This window comes from Aeribacillus sp. FSL M8-0254 (assembly GCF_038008845.1).
Lineage (GTDB): Bacteria > Bacillota > Bacilli > Bacillales > Aeribacillaceae > Aeribacillus > Aeribacillus composti.
The window spans coordinates 3,528,118-3,552,902 of record NZ_JBBOZY010000001.1 but is presented as its reverse complement, the minus strand read 5'-3'; the positions used below and the strand labels follow the sequence as shown (position 1 = coordinate 3,552,902).

Genomic DNA, 24,785 nt, shown 5'->3' with positions numbered 1-24,785 from the left:
TGATTTTTTTCCGTGATTTGAAGGATGGTGTCGTATGATTATTGATCTGCACTGTCATATATTGCCGGAAGTGGACGATGGAGCGAAGCATTTGACTGAAAGTATCGAAATGGCGCGAGCGGCTGTCCGTCAAGGGATTTCGGTCATTACCGCAACACCGCACCATAAAAACGGGAAGTTTGATAATGAATGGAACTCCGTTAAAGAAAAGACAGAAAAATTGAATGAAACATTGAAACAGGAAGGAATTCCGCTTACAGTTGTTCCCGGCCAGGAGATTCGGCTGTACGGGGAACTGCTTGAGGACTTTTCAGCTGGGAACTGCGGCGGTTTAAATCAGTCAAACTATTTTTTAATTGAGTTTCCTTCAAACCATGTGCCAAGATATGCGGAACGGTTGATATTTGATATGATGATGGCCGGGCTGAATCCGATCATTGCCCATCCAGAGAGAAACAGCGAAATTGCGCAAAATCCCGACCTATTGTACAAACTGGTCAAGCAGGGGGCAACAGCCCAGCTGACAGCAGCAAGCATTACGGGGACGTTTGGCAGCAAAATTAAAAAATTTTCTTTCGAGTTACTAAATGCCAATCTTGTCCATTTTATTGCTTCAGATGCGCACGATTTGAAGTATAGGAGCTTTCACATGCAGGAAGCTTTTGCGGAAGTGGAAGAACAATTCGGCTTAGATGCGGTCGAATATTTCAAAGATAACGCCGACTGCGTCATCCGAAACGAAGCGATTTACAAAGAACCTCCCGAACGCATCAAAAAAAAGAAGTTTTTTGGAATTTTCTAAACTACAATATATTGAATGGCTATTAGCGCCTTTTCTATATAATATATTGTTTTTTAGAATTTTTTTAAAGGTGATGTCTCTTTACCTTTATCAATAGAGGCACTCGGCCGCACTGTGGGTGCTTCCAAAAGGACACCTTAGACGCTAGTCGTCGATGGTGCGGTGTGAGGGCGGGTTAGATGCCCGGTTTATAAACAAAAGAAATTATTAATGGGTGCCAAAATGAATGAGCAGCTGTTAAAGTATCCTTCGGCTGTCTTATAAGGAAGGATAATACTAATTCATGATGATAAATGTGAAACAAGTGCAAAAAATAGAAAACGGCGAGGAATGAAGCATCGTAATACTAAGAAAAAAATTTTTGATAAAAACTTGCTCAAAAAGACATTAAGCTTTGATAATAAATGAGATGCCTGAAAAACATACAGAATTGAAAGCAAAACAATTACTGAACTAGGGAGAGCTATGGTTGGTGTATTTTAACAAAAAATGTTAAAACTAAGAAGTGAACTGGAAAACCACTGGGAACGACATCAAGTGGTTATTTTTTTTCAAAACCGATATGTATCTACGTATGCTCTATTGATGAATAGATTATACGTAGGTTCGTATAAACAAAAAGTACAAAGGGAAGTGAGTGAGTATATTGAAAAAAGTGAGGAAAGCCATCATACCAGCTGCGGGGCTCGGAACAAGATTTTTGCCTGCAACGAAAGCGATGCCGAAAGAAATGCTGCCGATCGTTGATAAACCGACGATTCAATACATAGTAGAGGAAGCGATCGAATCCGGAATTGAGGACATCATCATCGTCACCGGAAAAGGAAAAAGAGCGATCGAAGATCATTTTGACAACAACTTTGAGCTTGAACAAAATTTAGTGGAAAAAGAAAAATTTGATCTCTTGGAAAAAGTGCGCCAATCTTCCAAAGTAGATATTCATTACATACGGCAAAAGGAACCAAAAGGGCTTGGACATGCTGTCTGGTGCGCCCGAAAATTCATCGGCGACGAACCGTTTGCGGTGCTTCTTGGAGATGACATCGTGCAGGCGGACAAGCCTTGCTTAAAACAGCTAATGGACGAATATGGAAAAACGGGAGCATCGATCATCGGCGTACAGCCTGTTCCTGAAGAAGAAACACACCGCTACGGCATCATCGAGCCGCTCGAACAAACGGGCCGCCGATACGAAGTCAAAAACTTCGTCGAAAAGCCGGCAAGAGGAACAGCGCCATCCAATCTCGCCATTATGGGTAGGTACATACTGACACCTGAAATTTTCCGGTTTTTAGAAGAACAAAAAATCGGAGCTGGCGGCGAAATCCAGTTAACAGACGCCATCCAAAAACTGAACGAAATTCAACGTGTCTTCGCCTACAACTTCGAAGGAAAACGGTATGATGTTGGGGAGAAAGTAGGTTTTATACAGACGACTATTGAATTTGCATTGCAGAATCAGGAGTTAAGAGAAGATCTTATTCAATTCATGGAGAAAATATTAAGCGATATGAAAGTAGAAGAGAAATAAAGGGGGACGGGGAGTTGTCGAAGTCGAATTCTGTACAAAAAGTATTTGCTTCTAATCACAGCGTAGAATACACTTCCTTTCAAAGTTTAGAAGATACATCTAAACTATACGCTATTACAAAAAGAACAATGGATATTGTCGGAGCAATCATTGGACTTATTTTAACAAGCCCACTTTTTTTGATTATTAGCATCTTCTATTTATTCGGTGACTCGAAAGGACCGATTTTTTTCAAACAAATTCGTGTAGGGAAAAACGGAAAAAAATTTTATATTTATAAATTTCGCTCCATGATTGTTAAAGCAGAGGAGAAACTGAAAGCAGATAAAGAACTTTATGAAAAATATTTAAGAAACAATTATAAGTTAGAACCACATGAAGATCCAAGAATTACAAATTTAGGACGCTTCTTACGCAAAACTAGCCTTGATGAAATTCCCCAACTGATTAATGTATTAAAAGGGGAAATGAGTTTGGTTGGACCGAGACCAGTGGTTTTTGAGGAATTAAGAGAGTATGGTAATAGAGTAAATGAATTTCTGTCAGTAAAACCAGGGATAACCGGTTATTGGGCTGTGAGTGGAAGAAGTAGTATAGACTATCCTGAAAGAGTAAATTTAGAGCTTTTCTATATATATAATCAGTCTCTAATGCTTGATTTAAAAATAATTTTAAAAACTTTTATAGGTGTTATCTCAGGAAAAGGAGCATATTAAGCTCTGGATAGGGGGAATAGAATGTTTTCGTTTCAAGAGTTTATTAAAAGAATTAAATGGTGGGAAGAGGCAGACAGACTATATACATGCACCTTAAAACCATGACTTCTGTATGAACACCTTTTTTCATGGCTATACTGCTCCTAAATATTTCTATACAAAAGGAGCGGAATTGGCATGAAACGTTTGAAAATCACAAATGATCACGGTTGGACGCCTCGAACACTTCGGAAACAAGAACGGAAAATCAAAGATGCTTCGCTTCGCGTTCGGGTGACCGCTGTTCGTCTTGTCATGGAAGGTCACCTCGGTAAAGATGTCGCGAAAATGGTCAACGTATGCCGTCAATCGGTTGTCCTCTACGTTGCACGTTTTAATCAAGGTGGGCTCGATCATCTACTCGATCGTCGCTTACCACCTGGTCGCGTGCCGTTTCTTACGGAAGAACAACAACAAGAAATCAGACAACTCGTGTTAACTACTACACCTGTGGATGCTGGCTGGGGCATCGCTTCGTCATGGAACACGCGTATTTTACAATCTTACATTCAACAAACCTATGGTGTTTCCATGTCACAGGAGGGCATTCGCAAGTTGTTGCATCGTTTGCGTTTGTCATGGACACGCCCGACGTATAGTCAAAGGAGACGCTAAGCGTCAAGCTGCTTTTCAAAGAGAACTTGAATTTATAAAAAAAAACTAATTACCGAGAATGTTACCATGTTTTATGTGGATGAGACACATGTTCGTGCCTATCAAGCGTTGCGTACGACATGGGCAGAAGTAGGGAATCAGAAACAGGTGCCAAGCTACGGACACCATGACCATGTGTCCATTTTTGGTGCAGTTGACGTTCAACAAGGCGATGTGGTGTTTCATTGTGCATCATCTGCCAATGCCGAAACGTTCCTTGACTTTTTGCGCCGATTGAAAGAGAAATATGCTGATCGATTCCTCGTGCTTGTGTTGGACAATGCGCGTATTCATCATGCCAAGATGGTACAAGCCTTTCTTGATAGCGAGGAAGGTGCTGCTTTTCATTTCATCTTTTTTCCACCGTATTCTCCACAGTTGAACCCGATTGAACGGTTATGGAAGTGGTTGAAAGATGAGGTGATTGCCAACGTTTTTCACAAGGATCAAAATGACATTACCCAATCCATTACTCGCTTTGATTTGCTTATTTTGGTGAAGGAGCTAATTTTAGACCTTATGCTTATGCTATAAATTGCTCTAAAATATATATAGGTAGAAATGTAGTAATAAGACCTGGTACAATGCTTTTTGCAAGTCCCGATGATAGCGAAGGGAAAATAATTATTGAAGATGATGTACTGATTGGATCAGGAGTTCATGTTTACGTAGCAAATCATGAGTATCGCAATCCTAATATTTTATTTTAATATCTGAACAAGGACATTCTAAAGCTAAAAAAGTTGTTTTAAAAAGGGGTTGTTGGATTGGGGCTAATAGCATTATTCTTCCCGGGGTTACAGTAGGAGAACACTCTGTTGTTGGGGCTGGGAGTGTTGTTACTAAAGATGTACCACACCTTATACTGTTGCGGTTGGTAATCCGACAAGGGTGATAAAAAAATAAAATAATTGTTTAGGAGTTTTTACTTTGATTGTACAGAGTATCTTATCTATTCTTCTTAGAAGCCTTACTTTATTAAGCAAATTTATATTTTTAATATTTATAGCTAGGTTTCTAGGTCCAAAACAGTTAGGTGATTATGGTCTCATAACAGCAAGTATATCTGTTGTAATATATATTTTAGGAGCAGATTTTTATATTTATAATACTAGGGAGATACTAAAAAGTGATCAAAATAACGTACCAATTCTTATTAGAGATCAGTTTATTTTTCATTTATTGTTATATGTTGTAATACTGCCAATATGTCTTTTTCTATTTGTTTTTAACTTAATACAATGGAATTATTTCTTAATATTTTATTTGTTGCTTGTATCTGAGCACTTATCTCAAGAATGTTATAGATTGTTAATAACTTTATCACGACCGATATTCGCAAATTTTATACTTTTCATTAGAAGTGGAATCTGGATATATATATTGATTATACTGTTTGTTTTTTTTGATAAGATTCAAAGTTTAAATGTTGCTCTTTTGGCATGGTTTTTAGGTGGATTGTTTAGTATTATTTTAACATTATATGGTTTAAAGAAATTGGATTGGTCTGTTATAAAAAATCAACAAATAAATTGGAAATGGATAAAGACAGGGGTATTGAACTCCTTAATTTTCCTGTTGTCCTCTATTTGCATCCAATTAATACCTTTTTTAGAAAGGATTGTATTAAAAAAATTCGAGGGAACTGAAAAGGTAGGGATATATACTTACTACTCTAATATAACAAATACGGTTTTAACCTTTATAGTTACTGGAGTTTTTACTATTCTATATCCTAAGCTAATTAAGAGTTATCAAAATGGGAATTTTGAAGAATATAAAAAAATAATGAAAAAAATATCCATTTTTGGGAGTTTGGGTGGTTTGATTGTTATAATTTTAGCTGTTATAGGTATTCAAATTGTGCTTCTTGTTTCTAACAATGCTATATACTATAAAAATATACATGTTTATTGGATATTGTTATTTTCAGTTTTTATGAACATATTGTCATATATTCCTCACTATGCTTTATATGTTCGCAAAGTTGATAAATATATCATGTTTAGTGCATTGGGTTCACTCATAGTTTCTATTTTGTCTAACATTATTTTAGTTCCTAGATTAGGGATAATAGGTACTGCTATTAGTAATTTTTTAGCAACAACCTCATTATTTATATTAAAAATAATATTTATTCAAAGGATTAATAAGTTATGAATATGCTGAATAATGCAAAACGGATGAATAAATACATATAAAAATCCATCATATTAGAAATTATATACAGCGACCAAACTAAGGGGATACTATCATGATTTTCATTTGAACAGTGAACATGTATGGTTTTACTATCTCGACATATTGACTCATTACCGTTGCTGAAAACAACGTTTAAGACAGGAAGGCTGTCGGTGTCGAAAAATCTTTGTTTAAAGTTATTTTTTTTAAAACCTATTGTTCCATTGGTTCCTTGCGTAAATGAATACACCCATCAACCGCCACAATAGCGTGGAACGGAAAGCGCCTATGGCAGGGTTCTACCTGTCTTTTTGAAAAAAAGATTTGACCAATGCTTGGGCTTCGCCGTGAGATGGAACGGGTATTTAATGATTAATGAGTAAAAGAGTAACAGGTTGGAACAGCCACGATGGAATGGATTTTATCGATATGTACTGCATGTGTGATGTTATATCCTTATACATAACTTCGAGTTTTTACTCTAGTTTTGCAACACTATTCACCATTTTATATACCTAATATAAATCCAACTTAAAAATCCGCCATATGAGTAGGTCTAATTTTTTTTGGAGTGCTTTTTTCATGCAATTGTGATGTATTCACATGCTGAAAAATCAAGTTGGACTTAATATATAAAGAAAGAGAGAGTGATATCTAATGAATTTAGTGTCATTACATTCACCATATCATTTGTTTTTGTATAGGAATTTTTTAAAAAAAATTGTTGAGAAAGAAAAAACTATATTACTTATCTACCCGTATCAAAATATAGCTTTGAATGTTTTTAAAGATGATGCTAAATCTATAGTATATGCTCAAAGTAATAAATTGTTAAATCGTTTTAATTATAAAACATTGTTTTTTAATTTTTTTAGTTTTTTGGCTGAAAATATTAAAGCAAATAATAGCAATATAGAACTTTTTGAAAGGATATTCAAAGAAAATAAAATAAACACATTATATGTCTTTACTGACAATCTTCCGTTTTATGTAAATTTAATTAAGATTGCTAAGAAATATAAAGTTGAAGATAGATATTTAGTAGAAGATGGTCTTATACATTATATAGACTTGTCAGCACAAAAAAAAATAGACTATGTATTTAAGAGTATAATTAAAATGTTCTTAGGTTATGGTAGGCAGTTATTTAAGGGATATGGCTCAAATAAGTTGATTGCCAAACATTTTTGCTTAAACCCAGAATTATCTAGATTCAATGTAGAAACTTTATCATTAATAAAGGAACCTTTTTCAATAGAGCCTACTAGTTCATGTAAAATCAAAGAAATAATATATATAAGTCAACCTCTATCTGAGATTAATTATTTGTCACTTGAAGAAGAATTAGGAGCAATAAATAAGCTATATCACAAAGCTTTAGAAAAGGGATATAAATTTTATATAAAGCCACATCCTAGAGAGAATTTGAAAAAGTTTAGAGGTCTACCTAAAGAATTAATAATACATGATGATAGCATTGCTGAACTATTAGTTATTAATCGAAGAGCTATAGCGGTTTCACCGATATCAAGCGCGATATTTAACCTAGTTAATATCTATGGTTATAAGGATGCATATTATGTATTTGATGCACTGAATTTAAATAGTGTAAATTTAGAGGACTTAACATCTAAGATTCCAAAAGAAAATCGAATTTTTAATCTAGATGAATTTCTTAACTAACATTGTTGTTTATTCTTTGTATGAGTGTTAACTTTTTATGTTGATTTATAAACTGATTTGCGTTTTGCAGTATGTTCATTAAGAGTAGAGGGTGTATTCCGTTGTTGCTCATTTTTTCAATTCTATTTTTGATTTTATCTATCGTCTTTAACACACCTATTATAAGCAAGGGCAGTATTGTAGTCTATTTTAGTCACATTACAATCGCATTCCTTGTAACTTTTATCATATTCTATATTCTTATAAATAAGATAAGAGATTTTAAAATATTCTATGCAGATATTGTTGTATTATTATTTTATTTTACTACATTTTTTGGGTTAAGAGGGGATTCTTCTACATTTAGTAATTTTATAAAGATTACTGTGTTTATCGTAGGATATTTTCTATTTAGATTTATCTTTGCTAAGACTAATGAAAAACAAAATTTAATCTTATTATTAATATTGACAATATCATTGAGTTTAAAGGAATTAGTATCACTAATAAGTTACGATATCAATAATCTTGATTATAAATCTAGATTAAATAATGAGAGTATGGGTGGTTTTAATAACTTTGCATATCTTGTATCTTTAAATATAATGTTAAAAATTTCATTAATTAAGAATGATATTTTTAGTTCTAGAATAAAAACTATTCTTAAAACAATTATACTGTTTGATGGAGTTTTTATTTTAATACTGTTTTCTAGAGGAGGATGGATTTCTCTTATTGGAGCTCTTAGTCTCTATTATGTTTTAGATAAAATGAAAAAAAGGAATGAATTAGGTTTATTACAGCACTTAAAAGTGTTTTTCCATTTATTTGTTATATTAATAGTTGGCTTTTATTTAGAGAGTAAATTCAGCTTGATTAATAAGGTTATTGAAAGGTTTGCTATGCTTGAGACAGATGGAGGGACAGGGCGTATCTTAGTTTGGAAAATAGCGATAAATGACATTCAACAAAGAAATATAATAAGTTTCCTATTTGGAGATGGTTGGGGTTCCTTTCAGATTCCTATCTATGGTAGAGTGTTTGAATCAACACATAATATGATTTTGCAGTTATTATATGAATCTGGTCTTATAACTACTTTAATGTTTATAATTATGTGTTTATACTTTATAAAAATATCAAATAATAGAAACAGAGGATTAATTATTGGGATACCTATTACATTAATTTTCTTTTTAAGTAATTTTTTTGACTCTCATCTTTTAGTATCGCAAACTAGTTGGATTTATGGTATGGTATTTGCTTACCTAGTCTCATTATCAAGGAGAAATGCCTACTTATGTAAATTCTTTTGAAAGTAGGGTTTGTTTCATCAAATAAATTTGTGTTTGTTATATGTGATAGCTCATTAGCCCCTTGATGAATTTGGACACTCGATGAGGTTGTTTTTTATAATCGAAGTGAACCAAATGAAGGGGCTTTTGATATACATGAAATGAAGAAAACATTCAAAGGAATTTAAACAATTGAAATTTCCTGTATGGTAAAGGTGATCAAACCGTAACCAAGGAGGAAATTTCACTTGCTATCCCAGTTTATCAAAAATGATTTGATCTCTTTACCAATTTTCGAACTTTCTCCTGCGCCTAGTTGTCCAATCTGTCCTGTTTGTTACGAATGTACGAAGAAAATGTCATCGAAGAAGCGCCAATGGATTCATGGGTATTGCCATTCCACTGGCTTATTTTGGATTGAACTTTCTCGTCCGATGACCGTTGCCGGACTTATCATCTTCCGCTTACCGTGTCCTATCCGGGGATTCCTGATCACGGCATTGCGACAGAATCATTTCAACGTTGGATCGTTCCATCGTGTGTCGGAGAAACCATTCGAGAAGTTGTTCGTTTTTTTCAACTTACCTACACGACTGTCGAACAATGGTCTTATTATCGGTATGCTTCTGAGATGGTTATCAAACGAGAGTGGTGTCAAGAAGACGCTCTGTTACGTCATTTGTACCAATCGCTGCAACATCTTTGTTACGTACTCAAAAGTGAAATGAAGAAGCAGGTGGATATTCACTTAAAGCAATGGTTCGATCGGTATCTCTTTAATGATTATGTTGCGGTGCTTGTCACTCAATGAGAAGTATTATTTTTTCGTGTGCCCTTTTCCCTTATTCGAACGGCATCATGGAAGGGACAAATAATAAAATGGCTCAAACGATGAGCATATGGCTATCGAAGCACTCAACGATTTGCATTGCGAGGCCGGTTAGAAACAGGGACATATCTTGTTCAAAAAATCAAGTGCATTTTATGGTGTAGAGCCATTTCTATATTATTGTAAAATAACAAAAAATTTTAAATAATTCTTGTTTCGAGGGGAAGTAATCTTATGAAAATTGCTATTGTTCACGATTGGTTAGTGACATACGCGGGAGCAGAAAAAGTTCTGGAAAAAATTATAGAGATATATCCTAATGCAGATTTATATAGCGTAGTAGATTTTTTAGATGATGACAAAAGAAAATTAATTCAAAATAAAAGGGCAGCTGTTACATTTATTCAAAAATTACCTTTTGCTAAGAAAAAATATCGCAATTATCTTCCTTTAATGCCTTTAGCTATAGAACAATTAGATCTTTCTAAATATGATGTAATTATATCGAGTAGCCATGCAGTTGCTAAAGGAGCCATAACAGGACCTGATCAATTGCATATATCATATGTGCATTCTCCTATCCGATACGCATGGGATCTACAGCATCAGTATCTAGAAGAATCAGGATTGAATCACGGATTAAAAGGACTTTTAGCAAGGTATCTACTGCATAAGATTAGAATATGGGATGCTAGAACGACTAATAGTGTAGATTATCTCATTGCAAATTCTTCTTTTATTGCAAGAAGGATTTGGAAATGCTACAGAAGAGAAGTGGAAGTTATCTATCCGCCAGTAGATGTTCATAGCTTTAATCTTCATACGAAAAAGGAAGAATTCTATTTAACAGCCTCTAGAATGGTTCCCTATAAAAAGATTGATTTAATAGTAGAATCTTTTAATAAAATGCCTGATAAAAAATTGGTAGTAATAGGAGACGGACCTGATTTTCACAAAATTAAAAGTATAGCAGGATCTAATATACATTTAATGGGATATCAACCTTTTGAGGTACTCAGAGAATATATGCAAAAGGCGAAAGCATTTGTATTTGCAGCAGAAGAAGATTTTGGCATTGTTCCCGTAGAAGCACAAGCATGTGGTACCCCTGTAATAGCTTACGGTAAAGGTGGAGCATTAGAAACAGTAAGGGATATAAGTAATACTAAACCGACAGGTGTATTTTTCAAAAAGCAAACTCCAGAATCAATTATTGAAGCTGTCAAAATTTTTGAAGACATGAGTGAGCAGTTTTCTCCTTACTACTGTCGTGAAAATGCAGAAGCTTTTTCAGTAGATAGGTTTAAAAGGGAATTTTCTGCTTTTGTACAGAAGTGCATAGACGAAAAATTTAATGGTCAAACTATTAATGATTAACTAATTTCATAGTAAATAAATGGTGAATAATTATTTTGGAAGGGGAAATATTTTTATAAAGGAGTATTATTACAATGTTTGAAAATAAAACAATACTAGTTACCGGTGGTACAGGTTCAATAGGTAGCGAAATAGTTCGTCAATTATTACTGCATAATCCGAAGTCTATAAGAATTCTTAGTCGTGACGAGAGTAAACAGTTTTTAATGCAACAAGAACTTCATGAGTATGATAATATAAGATATTTGATAGGTGATGTAAGGGATAAACAGAGGCTGTTGTACGCAACTGAAGAGGTAGACTATATCTTTCATGCTGCGGCATTAAAGCATGTTCCTGCGTGTGAGTATAATCCGTTTGAAGCAGTCAAAACGAATGTTATAGGGGTACAAAATGTAATTGAAGCAGCCCTTGCTAATGAAGTTAAGAAAGTTATTTCTATCAGCACTGATAAAGTAGTTAACCCAATGAATACTATGGGGGCTACAAAATTATTATCCGAGAAATTAATAAGTGCAGCCGATTATTATAAAGGTGCACATAAAACAGTTTTTTCTTGTGTAAGATTTGGAAATGTAATGGGTTCAAGAGGTTCTGTTATACCTTTATTTAAGGAACAAATTAGGAGTGGCAAACCAATTACTTTAACAGATAGAAGAATGACAAGATTTATGATGTCTATTCCTCAGGCAGCAAACTTAGTTTTAAAAGCTGCGGAATATGCTCGGGGTGGAGAGTTGTTTATATTAAAAATGCCTTCTTTGAATATTTTAGATTTAGCAGAAGTATTGATAGAAGATTATGAGAAAGCTTATGGCATAAAATTCGAACCAAGAATTAGAGAAATAGGAATTAGACCAGGAGAAAAGCTTTACGAAGAACTTATGACTCTGGATGAATCTGAAAGGGCGTTATGCAATGATGAGATGTTTTTAATTCCTTCAAGCATTAATGACAGGGCTAAGAGTTATGAATATGCTGGGTTTGTAAAAGCAAAGTATGAGGAGTATTCTTCCTTAAATGCGCCAAAATTAAATAAGAACGCAATATTAGAATTATTACAGCGGGAAGGGCTGTCTTTTAGATAAAAATATATGATTTTTTGATAAAAAGGTGATAATGTGAAGATATTGTTCGTTGGGTTTGGCTCAATCGGAAGAAGACATTTAAGTAACCTTCAAATGGTTGCGTGATGTAGGGATAATTCTTTATATGATTACTAGGATAGACAGGGAAAGAAATAAGTTAAGACAATATTCTCAAAAATAATCTATTAGAAAGCAGAATAGTTGCTATGAAGAAGATGATTCTGTAGGAACGTTGTATAAGAGAATACAATCATCAGGTATCCTGTGAAGTTGCAAGAGCAGAGGAAATAAGATTTTGTTAAAAATCGAGTGAACTAGATTCTGTTAATGTAGGAATATATGTGCTAACTCCCTCAAAAAAGAGAATATATATTTTAAAAATATTTCACAAATACCTGATTTTCAAAATAAACTCTTATTATTTGGAGGTCTTTGAATGATTAATAATAAAAAAATTTTGGCTATTATCCCTGCTCGAGGAGGCTCAAAAGGAATTCCAAAAAAAAATATCAAACTTCTTAAAGGCAAACCGTTAATTGCATGGACAATAGAAGAAGCAAAAAAATCTTGTTTTTTAGATAAAATTATTGTTTCTACTGATGATGAAGAAATCATGAAAGTTGCAAAAAAGTGGGGAGCTGAAGTCCCGTTTTTAAGACCTTCAGAATTAGCTCAGGATGATACACCTGGGATTGCTCCAGTACTTCATGCATTAGAATATTTTTTGGATTATGAATATGTTGTCGTTTTGCAGCCAACATCGCCGTTAAGACTAGCAGAAGATATTGATAATGCTATTTATTTATGTGAAAAAAACAAAAGCAATTTTTGTGTTTCTGTTATGGAAAGCAAGATTATACCAGAATGGATGTTTCGTATAAATAATCGAGGTGTGTTAGAACCCTTAAATAGTAATGGAGAAATCCCTTATCAAAGGCAAAAGATAAAAAAAACTTATGTTCTAAATGGAGCGGTATATGTAGGGAGAAAGGAAGCGCTAATAAAAACCCAGTCGTTTTTAACCCCTGAAACTATCCCATATATCATGCCTAGCAAACGTTCTATTGATATAGATGATATAATTGATTTTGAGTTTTGTGAATATATATTAGAAAGAAATGAATGAGTATTTATCATGTCTATTGTTGTGTGTATTAGTTAAAGAATAGAATTGAGGTCTATTATAGGCAAGCTAAAAAAACAAATGAAGTGATCATTGTTTATTGTTCTCTACATTAAGTTAAAGAAGTTTTTTTACAGGAGAAAGTGTTTTTTCGTCATTGTTATGAAACTAATTAACTGATGAGAAGGTGGATATTCAGCACATGGTATTTTTAGCGTCTGATTCATCAAATTATATTACAGGGCAAAATATTGTTGTAGATGGCGGTTGGACTGCTTCCTAAGAAAGGGGTGATAAAAAAATGGGGAAACAAAAGATTAATACTGTTGTGAATGGTGGAAGTGATTCCACTTATATTATTGCCGAAATTGGTGTTAATCATAATGGAGATCTAAATTTAGCTCTTAAGATGATAGACGCTGCATATGAAGCAGGAGCTGATGCTGTAAAATTCCAAAGTTTTAAAAGTGATAAATTAGTTTCAAGGTTTGCCGAAAAGGCTAAATATCAACAAGACAATACAGGTACCAACGAAACTCAATTGGAAATGTTAAAAAAATTAGAGTTATCTCGTGAAGACCATTTAATAATAAAAGAATATTGTACGAAAAAAAATATTGACTTTTTATCTACACCATTTGATGAAGAAACAGCCATCTTTCTAAAAGAAATAGGTATTAATGCTTATAAAGTTGGATCAGGAGATTTAACTAATATCCCTTTTTTAAAGAAAATAAACGACTTTGGCCTACCTATTATTTTATCAACTGGAATGTCTAATTTAAGAGAGATTGAGGAAGCTTTAGAAGTTATAAATAAAAGTAGTGTTGCCCTATTGCATTGTACCTCCAATTATCCTGCGCCTGTCGAGGATGTTAATTTAAGAGCAATGGTTACAATTCAAAAAGCATTTAATAAAGTAGTAGGTTATTCTGATCACACCGAGGGGATTGAAATAGCATTAGCTGCTGTAACGTTAGGTGCAAGAATAATAGAGAAACATTTTACATTAGATAAGAATTTACCAGGCCCCGATCATAAAGCTTCTTTGGAACCTCATGAATTTAAACAGTTAGTTAAATCTATTAGAATTATTGAGAAAGGTCTAGGTGATGGAGTAAAAAGATGCATGCCTTCTGAGGAAAACACTAAGGAGGTAGCAAGAAAAAGTTTGGTCGTTAGTCAAGATTTAAAACCAGGAGATATAATAACGAAGGAAAACCTTGTAATAAAGAGACCTGGAACTGGTATACCACCAAAGTATTATAATCTATTGTTAGGAAAAACGGTGAAACGTAAGCTTAAACAGGATCAAGTGCTAACTTGGGATGATGTGTTATGAGGAAAAAAGTAAAAAAAATTGTGGTTGTTACAGGTACGAGAGCCGATTATGGAATTTATGTCCCTCTACTAAAAAAAATAGAAAAGGATCCTGTTTTAGAGCTTGGATTGATAGTCACAGGAATGCATTTATCTCCTATTTACGGATATACAATAAATGAAATTAAGGCAGATAAATATAAAATTATAGGAACAATAGACATTTTGTTGCAGGGTTCTACTTCTGCAAATATGGCACGATCAATTGGCCTTGGGATCATTGGAATGACCCAGGTTTTAGAAACAAACCAGCCTGATCTTTTGTTTGTTTTAGGTGATCGAGGAGAAATGCTTGCTGCGGCTATTGCAGCATCCCATTTAAATATTCCAGTTGCTCATCTTCATGGAGGGGAAGTATCTGGTTCAATAGATGAATCTGTAAGACATGCTATTTCTAAATTATCTCATATTCATTTCCCGGCTACGGCCAAAAGCGCTGAACGATTAAAAAAAATGGGAGAAGATGAATGGAGAATTCATCAAGTTGGTGCGTTAAGATTGGATACTATTCTTAAGGCAAGTCTCCCATCCTTTGAAGAGGTTAGAGATAAGTATGGTCTTGGTTTTATTGAGAAGAATAATTACTTTTTATTAGTGTATCATCCTGTTACTACTGAGGTTCACTCATTAAAGGATCAAATTAAAAATGTTCTTGATGCACTAATAAAGCATCAAAAACCAATTATTTGTATTCTACCAAATTCTGATTATGGAACAGAAGAGATTACGGCTGTATATAACGAATATAAACAGTCTAATATTAAATTTATAAAGAACTTTAATCATCTGGATTATTTAACAGTTTTAAAACATTCATTAGCATTAATAGGCAATTCATCATCCGGAATTATCGAAGCAGCGTCTTTTCATGTACCTGTATTAAATATTGGAAATAGACAGAAAGGTAGAGAACGTTCAGGTAATGTTGTAGACGTTACAACTGCTTTAGAAGATATAGAAAAAGGGCTAAACCAAGTTTTAAGCGAATCATTTAGGCAAAGTGTTTCAAAGGTATCTAATGTATATGGAGATGGGAAAGCTAGTGACAGAATAGTTAAAATAATAAAAGATTTGATTATTGACGATACTATTTTAAATAAGATTATTGCATATTAAAGGGGTAATATCTAATATGTATGTACTTATTGGGGCTGGCGGACACGCAAAGGTTATTTTGGATATACTACAAGAAAATAAAGAAACTGTTATAGGTCTAATAGATGATAATCCCCTACTGCAAGAATTAAGAGGGTACCCTGTTTTAGGAAATATTAATTATGTACCTTATTTGTTAGAAAAGTATAAAGGGAATTTGAAGTTTATCATTTCTATTGGTGACAATAGAGTAAGGGAAAAAATTTCCGCTAGATTAAATTGTTTAAAGGTTACATTTGGAAAGGCAATTCATCGATCTGCGGTAGTTAGTTCAAATGCTTTCATTGGAGAAGGTACCGTTGTTATGCCAAACGCTGTAATTAATTCGTCAGCCTATGTAGGAAAACATGTTATTATTAATTCAGGTGCAATAATAGAACATGACTGTGTAGTTGAGGATTATGCTCATGTTTCGCCAGGAGCAAATTTAGCTGGAAACGTACAAATAGGTAGATTAGCACATATTGGAACAGGGGCCAATATTATTCCTAATATTGCGATTGGAAACAATTCAATTATTGGGGCTGGGGCTGTTGTAACTCAGCCAATTCCTGAGGCAGTGGTTGCTGTTGGGATTCCAGCAAAGGTAATAAAAAAACGTTGCTAGTTTGTAGAATAATTAATATAAGGAAGGGTCTTCTATGTTAAAAGAGAGAATTTACTTATCACCTCCTCATATGAGTGGTAATGAACAAAAATATATTGATGAGGCCTTCAAAACAAATTGGATTGCTCCATTAGGTCCTAATGTGGACGCATTTGAAAAAGAATTGGCTGAATATGTAGGGATTGAAGGGGCTGTTGCAGCTATTTCGGGAACAGCTGCGATTCATTTAGCATTACGTTTGCTTGATATTAAAAGTGGAGATCGTGTTTTTTGTTCAACTCTTACATTTATCGCTAGTGCTAGCCCTATATTATATCAGGGAGCTGAGCCAGTTTTTATTGATTCAGAACCCGATACATGGAACATGTCTCCTGTTGCATTAGAAAGGGCACTTGAAGATGCAAAACTTGAAGAAAAGTTACCTAAAGCAGTGATTGTGGTTAATCTATATGGCCAAAGTGCAAAAATGGATGAAATTTTGAGTTTATGTAATAAATATCATATACCTGTTATTGAAGATGCAGCAGAATCACTTGGATCTACATACAAGGGAAAAAAGAGCGGTACGTTTGGAAAGTTTGGAATCTATTCTTTTAACGGAAATAAAATTATTACTACCTCTGGAGGAGGAATGCTAGTTTCTAATGATATAGAAGCGCTCAAAAAGGCCCGCTTCTTAGCGACACAGGCTCGAGATCCAGCTCTCCATTATCAGCATAGCCAATTAGGCTATAACTATCGAATGAGTAATGTTTTAGCTGGTATTGGACGTGCTCAATTAGAAGTATTAGAACATAGAATAGAGGCAAGGAGAGCTATTTTCCAGCGTTATTTTGAAGAGTTAGGACAAATTGACGGAGTTTGTTTTATGCCAGAGTTAGAAGGTACAGTTTCTAATAGATGGTTAACTACTTTAACGATTGATCCGGAAAAATTAAGAGTTAGTCCTGTAGAAATAATCAATTACTTATCTGAAGAAAACATAGAAGCTAGACGTGTATGGAAACCACTTCATATTCAACCATTGTTTGAAGAGATAAAATACTATCCTCATCATGAAAATTATAGTGTATCAGAAGCTTTGTTTGAAAATGGTATATGTTTACCTTCCGGGTCAAATATGACGCCAGACCAACAGGCCAGAGTTATTTGGGCTTTTAAAAAGGCTATTTATCGAAAATAATTTCTTTGATATTGAAAAAGGGAGGAGACAATGAAATTAGTTTTACTCTCCGGCGGCTCGGGCAAACGCCTTTGGCCTTTATCTAACGATGCGCGCTCTAAGCAATTTTTAAAAGTGTTAGAAAATCAAAACGGCGAGCTGCAGTCGATGGTGCAGCGCGTATGGGGTCAGTTAGGAAATGTCGGTCTAGCTGATTCCGCTGTGATTGCGACAAGCAAATCCCAAGTCGATATGATTCAAAGCCAATTAGGACAAGATGTACCGATTATTATTGAACCGATGCGGCGCGATACGTTTCCAGCGATTGCTCTAGCATCGGTTTACTTGTATAGCGTAGAAGGAATTCGTTTAGATGAAGTAATTACGGTGTTACCTGTCGATCCTTATGTAGAGGATCGCTTTTTTCATCGAGTAAAAGATTTAGAAGAAACCGTACTCGCAAGTGGGACTGATTTGGCGTTAATCGGTGTCGAGCCAACGTATCCGTCTGCGAAGTACGGTTATATTGTTCCAGCTTCCAAATCTAGTGATAGTGATTATTTAAGAGTAAGCCATTTTACGGAAAAACCAACGGAAGAAAAAGCCAAAGAATTAATTAGACAAGGTGCGCTTTGGAACTGTGGAGTTTTTGCTTTTAAGTTGGATTATATGATTTCTTTATTAAAAGAAAAGGGACTTCCGATTCAATATGATGAATTGTCAAAACAATATCATAAGCTTCCAAAGATTAGTTTCGATTATGAGGTAGTTGAAAAAGCGCAACATATTGTCGTGTTACCATATGATGGCTATTGGAAAGACCTTGGTACGTGGAACACGTTAACAGAGGAAATGGCAACAAACCAAATCGGTAAAGGTGTTATTGCTGCTTCAGAAAATACTCACTTAATTAATGAACTCGATATTCCAGTTACTGTATTAGGAGTGTCCAACGCTATTGTTGCTGTGAGTCCGGATGGAATTTTAGTTTCTGATAAAGCAGCAAGTCCAAAAATTAAAGAACTTGTAAGCGACTTTGATCAGCGTCCAATGTATGAAGAACGCCGCTGGGGCTGGTATCGGGTATTAGATTATACAAGGTTTGAAGATGGACGAGAAGTATTAACAAAACGAATTGGCGTTACAGCAGGGAAAAATTTAAGTTATCAAATGCATTATCATCGCAGTGAAGTGTGGACCATCATTAAAGGTGAAGGAGAATTTGCTTTTAACGGAGAAATTCGCCGTGTGAAGCCGGGGGATGTGCTTGAAATTCCTGTCGGTGCGAAACATGGAATTAAAGCGATTACTGATTTAGAATTTATCGAAGTGCAAACAGGAACGGAGTTAATTGAAGAAGATATTGTTCGTATTTATATGACATGGGAAGAAGTAGAAGCAAATTGCTTCTCTGCGAGTAAATGATTTATTGGCTGCTAGAAGGATGTGTTTCTTCTAGCAGCTTCTTTTTTGTTAGTAAAAGAAAAAGAAGGGTTTTAATCGATTTTCATGCACTCTGTTTTCTAGGAATGCATCTGGTGCGGTACGAAATTGCGGGATTTGTACGGATATGACATTCCTTCTGAGCAAACGGGAAAGTGTTGGTTATTTCAGCGCATCCATACAAGAGAGCGAAGAACTTGTTTCCGCATTAGAAAACTCAGTCATAACAATAGTCCATCAAATAGTTAACGTATTAAATTGGGGGATTGTATATGATTCTCGTTGTTGGCGGAGCCGGTTATATCGGCAGTCATTTTGTGAAAGAGTTAGTGGAAAAAGAGCAAGTAATTGTGCTTGATAACTTCTCGACCGGTCATCGGTATTTAGTGGATGGTCGTGCGGTGTTTGTGCAAGGGGATTTAGGGAACAAAGCGGATCTAGAACCGATTTTTGAAAAATACCCGATTCAAGCTGTCATGCATTTTGCGGCGAACAGCTTAGTCGGCGAATCAGTGGTGAATCCGCTGAAATATTATCAAAACAACGTTGCTGCTACATTAACGTTGCTAGAAACAATGTTGAAATATAATGTGAAAAACTTTATTTTTTCGTCTACTGCGGCAACGTATGGGATTCCGAATGTCGAATTAATTATGGAAGATTGCCCAACAAATCCAATTAACCCATACGGCCGTTCAAAGTTGATGATCGAACAAATTTTAGCGGATTTTGCTTCTGCGTATGGCCTCAACTATGTCGTCCTTCGCTACTTTAACGCAGCTGGAGCGCACGAGTCGGGAGAAATTGGCGAAGACCATAACCCAGAAACGCATTTAATCCCGATTGTCTTGCAGCATTTGTTAGGTCAGCGCGACAAAATTTCTGTCTTTGGTACGGACTATAATACACCAGATGGGACATGCATTCGTGACTATATCCATGTCACCGATTTAGCGAAGGCGCATATTTTAGCGCTGGAAGCTTTATTGTCAGGCAAAAAGAAAACCGCCATTTACAACCTTGGCAACGGCTTAGGCTATTCCGTCAAAGAAGTGATTGAAACATGTGAGAAAGTAACTGGCCGCAAAGCGGTAATCGAATACACTGACCGCCGCCCGGGCGACCCGGCGCGTCTTGTCGCATCCTCGCAAAAAATTTATGAAGAGTTGGGATGGAAAGCGGAATATTCATTGGAACAAATCATCGAAAGCGCGTGGAAATGGCATCAGTGGAAAGGGTCCAAATGGTCGAGCCGCCCTTGATGGGGCGGTTTGTTTTTATGGACGCTGTTAACTGAATATTCGGTCTATTAATTGGTTAATAGGGTTGTGCTGGCGGTCGGCGGGGGAACGCACCCAAAGCCTGGCGAGGTGTCGCTGGCACATCGCGGTGTTTTGTTTCTCGATGAAATTGTTGGGTTTTGGGTTCGGTGCCTGTCACCGCCCGAAATTTGTCGAAATATTGGTAATTGAAAGATAAAAGGGAGGGTATTACAATAATGGGTAAGAACTAATGTTCTGTGATTGGGAGGGATGGATGAGTGACGGTGAAGATTTTAAGCATTGGGTTAAGGGGGTTAGAAGGGTATCGAGTGCAGGTGGAGGTGCAGGAAGTGCCGGGGATTGCGGCGATGGTGATTGTTGGGTTGCCGGATGCATCGGTGAAAGAGGCAAAGGAACGTGTTCTTGCTTCGCTTTATGCTTTCGGATGCGACTTTTTTGATAAAAGGCTTGTTGTTCATTTGTCTCCGCCGGAGAGGAAAAAGCATAGCCCGATGTTTGATTTGGCGATGGCGATTGGGATTTTGAAGGCAATCGGGTTATCGGGTTCGGTGCCTGTCACCGCCCGAAATTTGTCGAAATATTGGTAATTGAAAGATAAAAGGGAGGGTATTACAATAATGGGTAAGAACTAATGTTCTGTGATTGGGAGGGATGGATGAGTGACGGTGAAGATTTTAAGCATTGGGTTAAGGGGGTTAGAAGGGTATCGAGTGCAGGTGGAGGTGCAGGAAGTGCCGGGGATTGCGGCGATGGTGATTGTTGGGTTGCCGGATGCATCGGTGAAAGAGGCAAAGGAACGTGTTCTTGCTTCGCTTTATGCTTTCGGATGCGACTTTTTTGATAAAAGGCTTGTTGTTCATTTGTCTCCGCCGGAGCGGAAAAAGCATAGCCCGATGTTTGATTTGGCGATGGCGATTGGGATTTTGAAGGCAATGGGCAAGCTGACAGCGCCGGCTTCCTCCGATGCAGCGTTTTTAGGTTCGTTATCGTTGGATGGAACGATTCAGCCGGTGGATGGCATGCTTCCTGCGATATTGGCAGCAAAGAAGCTCGGTTTTCAAAAAATATACCTTCCGTATGATCCCACACTTCCGCTTCATCATTTGAAAGATCTCGAATGTATCTTTGTTCAGACGTTGGAAGAAACGGTGCAATATCTGCATGGACAACGTGTTCTTTCGTTACCCCCAGTTTTTCGCTCTCCTGAAATTATGGACTCCCTCGAAAGCATCATCGAGATTTTCAATCGATTATTGGTCATCATCAAGCAAAGCGTGCATTGGAGATCGCAGCGGCAGGCGGACATAACGTGTTAATGGTTGGACCGCCTGGGTGCGGGAAAAGTTTGTTAGCGGAAACGTTTCCGTCGATTTTGCCGGGTCTTTCTCATAATGCGCAGTTAGAGGTGATCAGTTTGTACCAGCTGGCAGGAGAAAAAATCGAGAGTGGCTATCCACCTTTTCGTCATCCGCATCATTCTGCTTCATCGGTTTCTTTAATTGGCGGGGGAACGCACCCAAAGCCTGGCGAAGTGTCGCTGGCACATCGCGGTGTTTTATTTCTCGATGAAATGGCGGAATTTGCAAAAAAGACGCTGGATATGCTTCGCCAGCCGTTAGAGACGGGGAAAGTGACGATTAGCCGTATTTCGTCGACGGTGACATATCCTGCGGACTTTATTTTGCTTGGGGCGATGAATCCGTGTCCGTGCGGATATTTAGGCTCAAGAACGCGCTATTGCACATGTAGTCCGAAACAAATTCAAGCGTATCGAAATCGTGTTTCCGGGCCGATTTATGACCGGATGGATGTTTTATTACCATTGGAAGTCATTGATTTCACCAAAGAAACGAGGGTTTCGGAATCTTCGGAAACCATAAGGAAAAAAGTGGAAGAAGTAAGAAGAAAGCAAAATGAACGTTGTTTTTCTTCAAGACTATCAAACTCGTAAGCAAGCGGAACAAAGCATATTTGAATATATTGTGAGTTTTTATAATGATCAACGGATTCGTATGAAAAACTCTATTACAGTAGGAATCAAGATATTACAAAATGGCATTGTCGAAACAGATAACGATTATCACGGAGTTGGATCCTATTAACGCAGATTATAGATATTCTTTAGCTAGATAGAGACTAGAAAGAGGGAAATATATTTAAATAATTAGATGATATAAGGATCGAATATATTATTATTTCAAATAAAGTTTCAGAGAGTCTTATTTTATAAATACAATTGTTCGATGTTAGGCTAACATAGGAGGATGAAGGGACGGTTTTGATTGCTGAAAAAGAGACTGCTTTGAGGTATTCAATTATATCTGCGTTTTATTTAATAAAGAAAGCAGGCGAATCATCTGGATTATATAGATGATTCGCCTGTTTTTACCTGATTAAAGTAGGGGCCTTTCTGTGTTTTGTGGCTTGTTCGTAAGCGTAGGCCATTCCAATTAGTGCGGCTTCGCTCCACATTTTTCCAAAGAAGGCTAAGGCGAACGGGGATCCGTTTTCGTAATAGCCAGCTGGAACTGTGATCAATGGTAAACCGCTGATATTTATTTCTGATATTGTTGTTGATTGTATATTTTCCTCTTGGATGTTTGGAATTGCAGTCGGCATTTGAGGATATACAAATCCGTCAAGCTGTTGGTCCTCCATCACTTGATAGATAATTCGGAGCAATTCACCTTTCACTTCATTGAATTCTGTCAAATCTGGTAAAACACTATGATCTGCCATAGCTTTCTCTTCATTGACAAAATCCGAAACTAAAGCAAGTGGTCCATCTTCTGTCCATGGGACCGCCCCCGCTTTGTCGAATACAGTTTTAATGGAAAGGGTTTTATCCTCTGGATCCAGATTTTTTATGTACTTTTCAAGGTCATAAAAAAAAGTTTCCATTCCTAAGAAAGTATTTTTGGATGAAACATACTCAGCGAGCCCTGTTCCGGCAAACGGATCTTCAACTACCTCTGCACCTTGTGCTTTTAGCATTTCAATGGCAGAAGCATAAAGCTTTTTTGTTTCATCAGAGAGTTCCTGTGTACGCCATCCCGGTCCGTACAAGCCGACGCGTTTGCCTTTTAGATAATTTTTATTAAGAAAAGCAGTGTAGCCTTCTTTAGGAATATTCCCGATTGCAGCAATTGTTTTAGGATCTTCTTTTGAATACCCAGCCATCACACTCAGCATAATTGCAGCGTCTTGGACAGTACGAGCGTGCGGTCCCAAGACATCCCGAGTACTGCCGGCAAGAGGTGTCACCCCAGTTGTTGGGATTAATCCGAAGGAAGGTTTAATTCCAACTAAGGCTTGAGCTGCTGCAGGAACTTGAATGGATCCGGCCGTTTCTTCGGCGACGCCCAGCACAGCTAAGTTTCCTGATACAGCAGTCGCCGTACCACTGCTGCTTCCGCCTGGTGAAATCGACCGATTTACTGCGTTATATGTCGGACCGTCCCAGCTATTGTTTGCATTATAAGCACAACTAAAAGCAGGAATATTAGTCTTACCAAGAATAATCGCTCCCGCTTCTTTAAGTCTTGTTACAACCGGGGCATCCTTTGTTGGCATTAATTCGATCCCGCCTGCTTTTTTACAAAAAGGTGTCCAGCCAAATGTCGATGGATATCCTGCCATATCCACCGCTTCTTTTATAACAATTGGAATCCCTGCCAGTGGTCCAAGTTCAGCTCTTTCTTCATACAGACGATCCATTTCTTTCGCGTCTTCCAAAGCATTAGGGTTCATGAAGGTGAATGCGTTATAAATTTTTTCAAATTGTTCAATTCTATTTAAATAGGATTGAACAACCTCTTGAACTGTGTATTCACGATTTTTGTAACCGGCTATGAGTTCGTCTACAGTCACTTCTTCAAATCGGAAACCTTCGCCAACAGATTTTAATAAAGTACTTTTTTCCAATTGTAATAACACCTCTTTGTTTTTATTTTTATATTCCCTAATACAAATTTAAAATCCTATTATTTGGATTGACTTAATTTTATTACATATATAAAACTCACTGTATTAACTTGGCAGATCATCTTACATAAAAATTTGAAAAATCAAGAAATGTGTGCTAATGTTTGACGTTGGCAATCCAATAACCCGAACGTTTAAGATCAGTAAACCCTGCCTTAATTTTAATTAGATGAAACATAGGTCAATATAACAACCTCGCAATTCTGAAAAAGGAAGAGATCTACAGAGTCAACTATTTAAACTTTCAAGCTGCCAGAAGGGCCTTATTCGAATTTATAAGGCTGGTACAACTGGTACAATCGGAAACGGATTCATAGCTGCCTGGGCTATATGACGTCACAAGAAACAGAAGACAGTATCAAAGGGGCAGCGTAGTGCTCTTCACAATTTTACAAACATCCGCTTTACATGGAGTGGCGGGTGTGGTAGGCTTGTTTGCCATGCGAAAGAAATTATTGCCCCTTTCGCCCTTCG

22 protein-coding genes and 4 pseudogenes are annotated in these 24,785 nt (G+C 36.3%); 25 read left to right on the top strand and 1 reads right to left on the bottom strand.

All coding sequences use genetic code 11. The features are described 5' to 3' along the window. Positions 1–37 precede the first annotated feature (37 nt). The 24 genes and pseudogenes from NSQ44_RS17145 to NSQ44_RS19115 all read left to right on the top strand — a co-directional run bounded on the left by NSQ44_RS17145 (position 38) and on the right by NSQ44_RS19115 (position 22,429). Entirely contained in the window at positions 38–802 is a 765-nt protein-coding gene (locus NSQ44_RS17145) for a tyrosine-protein phosphatase (RefSeq protein ID WP_340858296.1), read from the top strand. A 643-nt stretch (positions 803–1,445) separates the two neighbouring features. Further along, positions 1,446–2,333, top strand: a complete 888-nt coding sequence (gene galU, locus NSQ44_RS17140) for a UTP--glucose-1-phosphate uridylyltransferase GalU (RefSeq protein ID WP_340858295.1) — start codon at positions 1,446–1,448, stop codon at positions 2,331–2,333. Between the two features lie 14 nt (positions 2,334–2,347). Next, entirely contained in the window at positions 2,348–3,049 is a 702-nt protein-coding gene (locus tag NSQ44_RS17135; protein WP_445659515.1) for a sugar transferase, read from the top strand. 177 nt (positions 3,050–3,226) lie between these two features. Next, positions 3,227–3,703, top strand: coding sequence for a helix-turn-helix domain-containing protein (locus tag NSQ44_RS17130; RefSeq protein WP_445659514.1), 477 nt, complete (start codon positions 3,227–3,229; stop codon positions 3,701–3,703). Positions 3,704–3,769: 66 nt separating this feature from the next. Continuing rightward, positions 3,770–4,276 carry an IS630 family transposase gene (locus NSQ44_RS17125; RefSeq protein ID WP_340857798.1) on the top strand — a complete coding sequence of 169 codons (507 nt, stop codon included), beginning with the start codon at positions 3,770–3,772 and terminating at the stop codon, positions 4,274–4,276. 169 nt (positions 4,277–4,445) lie between these two features. Further along, positions 4,446–4,637 carry a DapH/DapD/GlmU-related protein gene (locus tag NSQ44_RS17120; RefSeq protein ID WP_340858293.1) on the top strand — a complete coding sequence of 64 codons (192 nt, stop codon included), beginning with the start codon at positions 4,446–4,448 and terminating at the stop codon, positions 4,635–4,637. A gap of 35 nt (positions 4,638–4,672) precedes the next feature. Then, positions 4,673–5,902, top strand: coding sequence for an oligosaccharide flippase family protein (locus NSQ44_RS17115; protein WP_340857797.1), 1,230 nt, complete (start codon positions 4,673–4,675; stop codon positions 5,900–5,902). 267 nt (positions 5,903–6,169) lie between these two features. Then, positions 6,170–6,369: pseudogene (locus NSQ44_RS19125) on the top strand (ISNCY family transposase); the annotation flags it as partial. A gap of 211 nt (positions 6,370–6,580) precedes the next feature. Next, positions 6,581–7,606, top strand: coding sequence for a polysialyltransferase family glycosyltransferase (locus NSQ44_RS17110; RefSeq protein ID WP_340857796.1), 1,026 nt, complete (start codon positions 6,581–6,583; stop codon positions 7,604–7,606). Positions 7,607–7,707: 101 nt separating this feature from the next. Beyond that, positions 7,708–8,901, top strand: coding sequence for an O-antigen ligase family protein (locus NSQ44_RS17105; RefSeq protein WP_340857795.1), 1,194 nt, complete (start codon positions 7,708–7,710; stop codon positions 8,899–8,901). Between the two features lie 1,042 nt (positions 8,902–9,943). Then, positions 9,944–11,086: a glycosyltransferase family 4 protein gene (locus tag NSQ44_RS17100; protein WP_340857794.1), complete on the top strand. Its 1,143-nt coding sequence runs from the start codon at positions 9,944–9,946 to the stop codon at positions 11,084–11,086. 74 nt (positions 11,087–11,160) lie between these two features. Further along, positions 11,161–12,174: a UDP-N-acetylglucosamine 4,6-dehydratase family protein gene (locus NSQ44_RS17095; RefSeq protein ID WP_340857792.1), complete on the top strand. Its 1,014-nt coding sequence runs from the start codon at positions 11,161–11,163 to the stop codon at positions 12,172–12,174. 436 nt (positions 12,175–12,610) lie between these two features. Then, entirely contained in the window at positions 12,611–13,300 is a 690-nt protein-coding gene (locus NSQ44_RS17090; RefSeq protein ID WP_340857791.1) for an acylneuraminate cytidylyltransferase family protein, read from the top strand. A 199-nt stretch (positions 13,301–13,499) separates the two neighbouring features. After that, on the top strand, positions 13,500–13,580 hold the full coding sequence (locus NSQ44_RS19120) for an SDR family oxidoreductase (protein ID WP_445659541.1): 81 nt from the start codon (positions 13,500–13,502) through the stop codon (positions 13,578–13,580). 18 nt (positions 13,581–13,598) lie between these two features. Beyond that, complete coding sequence (neuB, locus tag NSQ44_RS17085) at positions 13,599–14,639, top strand: N-acetylneuraminate synthase (protein ID WP_066249394.1); 1,041 nt, start codon at positions 13,599–13,601, stop codon at positions 14,637–14,639. After that, complete coding sequence (neuC, locus tag NSQ44_RS17080; RefSeq protein ID WP_340857790.1) at positions 14,636–15,793, top strand: UDP-N-acetylglucosamine 2-epimerase; 1,158 nt, start codon at positions 14,636–14,638, stop codon at positions 15,791–15,793. The genes neuB and neuC overlap by 4 nt, the downstream gene beginning before the upstream one ends. A gap of 16 nt (positions 15,794–15,809) precedes the next feature. Continuing rightward, entirely contained in the window at positions 15,810–16,439 is a 630-nt protein-coding gene (locus tag NSQ44_RS17075; RefSeq protein WP_066249387.1) for an acetyltransferase, read from the top strand. Between the two features lie 34 nt (positions 16,440–16,473). Beyond that, entirely contained in the window at positions 16,474–17,622 is a 1,149-nt protein-coding gene (locus NSQ44_RS17070) for a DegT/DnrJ/EryC1/StrS family aminotransferase (protein WP_340857788.1), read from the top strand. Positions 17,623–17,652: 30 nt separating this feature from the next. Then, positions 17,653–19,026 (top strand): sugar phosphate nucleotidyltransferase, encoded by a 1,374-nt coding sequence (locus tag NSQ44_RS17065; protein WP_340857786.1) that lies wholly within the window; start codon positions 17,653–17,655, stop codon positions 19,024–19,026. 290 nt (positions 19,027–19,316) lie between these two features. Next, on the top strand, positions 19,317–20,306 hold the full coding sequence (gene galE / locus NSQ44_RS17060; RefSeq protein ID WP_340857785.1) for a UDP-glucose 4-epimerase GalE: 990 nt from the start codon (positions 19,317–19,319) through the stop codon (positions 20,304–20,306). A gap of 66 nt (positions 20,307–20,372) precedes the next feature. Next, positions 20,373–20,516, top strand: a complete 144-nt coding sequence (locus tag NSQ44_RS17055; protein ID WP_340857784.1) for an ATP-binding protein — start codon at positions 20,373–20,375, stop codon at positions 20,514–20,516. Positions 20,517–20,584: 68 nt separating this feature from the next. Continuing rightward, positions 20,585–20,863 (top strand): annotated as a pseudogene (locus NSQ44_RS17050) (magnesium chelatase domain-containing protein); the annotation flags it as partial. 123 nt (positions 20,864–20,986) lie between these two features. Beyond that, a pseudogene (locus tag NSQ44_RS17045) lies at positions 20,987–22,248 on the top strand (YifB family Mg chelatase-like AAA ATPase); the annotation flags it as partial. Next, positions 22,241–22,429 carry an IS3 family transposase gene (locus NSQ44_RS19115; protein WP_327848440.1) on the top strand — a complete coding sequence of 63 codons (189 nt, stop codon included), beginning with the start codon at positions 22,241–22,243 and terminating at the stop codon, positions 22,427–22,429. The pseudogene NSQ44_RS17045 and the gene NSQ44_RS19115, both read left to right, overlap by 8 nt. Before the next feature lie 283 nt (positions 22,430–22,712). Here NSQ44_RS19115 and NSQ44_RS17040 read toward each other — a convergent pair whose 3' ends face one another. Continuing rightward, complete coding sequence (locus NSQ44_RS17040; RefSeq protein ID WP_327848442.1) at positions 22,713–24,251, bottom strand: amidase; 1,539 nt, start codon at positions 24,249–24,251, stop codon at positions 22,713–22,715. Positions 24,252–24,508: 257 nt separating this feature from the next. Here NSQ44_RS17040 and NSQ44_RS19110 point away from each other — a divergent pair. Continuing rightward, a pseudogene (locus NSQ44_RS19110) lies at positions 24,509–24,686 on the top strand (IS3 family transposase); the annotation flags it as partial. Between the last annotated feature and the right edge of the window lie 99 nt (positions 24,687–24,785).

Excerpts from the sequence above, each read along its gene's own strand:
- NSQ44_RS17130 (WP_445659514.1), top strand. The coding sequence starts at position 3,227 with ATGAAACGTTTGAAAATCACAAATGATCACGGTTGGACGCCTCGAACA.
- neuC (WP_340857790.1), top strand. The coding sequence starts at position 14,636 with ATGAGGAAAAAAGTAAAAAAAATTGTGGTTGTTACAGGTACGAGAGCC.
- NSQ44_RS17095 (WP_340857792.1), top strand. The coding sequence starts at position 11,161 with ATGTTTGAAAATAAAACAATACTAGTTACCGGTGGTACAGGTTCAATA.
- NSQ44_RS17100 (WP_340857794.1), top strand. The coding sequence starts at position 9,944 with ATGAAAATTGCTATTGTTCACGATTGGTTAGTGACATACGCGGGAGCA.
- neuB (WP_066249394.1), top strand. The coding sequence starts at position 13,599 with ATGGGGAAACAAAAGATTAATACTGTTGTGAATGGTGGAAGTGATTCC.
- NSQ44_RS17110 (WP_340857796.1), top strand. The coding sequence starts at position 6,581 with ATGAATTTAGTGTCATTACATTCACCATATCATTTGTTTTTGTATAGG.
- NSQ44_RS19115 (WP_327848440.1), top strand. The coding sequence starts at position 22,241 with ATGAACGTTGTTTTTCTTCAAGACTATCAAACTCGTAAGCAAGCGGAA.
- NSQ44_RS19120 (WP_445659541.1), top strand. The coding sequence starts at position 13,500 with ATGGTATTTTTAGCGTCTGATTCATCAAATTATATTACAGGGCAAAAT.
- NSQ44_RS17070 (WP_340857788.1), top strand. The coding sequence starts at position 16,474 with ATGTTAAAAGAGAGAATTTACTTATCACCTCCTCATATGAGTGGTAAT.
- NSQ44_RS17125 (WP_340857798.1), top strand. The coding sequence starts at position 3,770 with ATGTTTTATGTGGATGAGACACATGTTCGTGCCTATCAAGCGTTGCGT.
- NSQ44_RS17075 (WP_066249387.1), top strand. The coding sequence starts at position 15,810 with ATGTATGTACTTATTGGGGCTGGCGGACACGCAAAGGTTATTTTGGAT.
- galE (WP_340857785.1), top strand. The coding sequence starts at position 19,317 with ATGATTCTCGTTGTTGGCGGAGCCGGTTATATCGGCAGTCATTTTGTG.
- NSQ44_RS17090 (WP_340857791.1), top strand. The coding sequence starts at position 12,611 with ATGATTAATAATAAAAAAATTTTGGCTATTATCCCTGCTCGAGGAGGC.
- NSQ44_RS17065 (WP_340857786.1), top strand. The coding sequence starts at position 17,653 with ATGAAATTAGTTTTACTCTCCGGCGGCTCGGGCAAACGCCTTTGGCCT.